Annotated in this window: 1 protein-coding gene; it reads left to right on the top strand. The window is 39.2% G+C overall.

Annotation, left to right across the window (positions count from 1 at the left end; all coding sequences use genetic code 11):
• Window positions 1-217, top strand: a 217-nt coding sequence (locus tag Q0998_RS19330; protein ID WP_299673109.1) for a hypothetical protein, incomplete at both ends; no start/stop codon positions are given.

Below are 217 nucleotides of genomic sequence, written 5' to 3'. Positions count from 1 at the left end.
CAGATATAACCGATTTAGATGATGACAATGATGGGAATCCAGACACCACAGATCCAAATCCACTAACACCAACAACAGCAACAGATGTATTAACAGTAGTTGAGGGTAGATTAGGAACAGTAAATGTCTTAGCAAATGACGATTTTATACCAGATGCAAACACAACAATAGTGGATGCAGGAACAGGAACAGCACAAGGAACAATAACCTTTGATGG

Origin of the sequence: uncultured Polaribacter sp. (assembly GCF_947501385.1) — a bacterium.
Lineage (GTDB): Bacteria > Bacteroidota > Bacteroidia > Flavobacteriales > Flavobacteriaceae > Polaribacter.
This window is presented reverse-complemented; position numbering and strand designations above follow the sequence as displayed.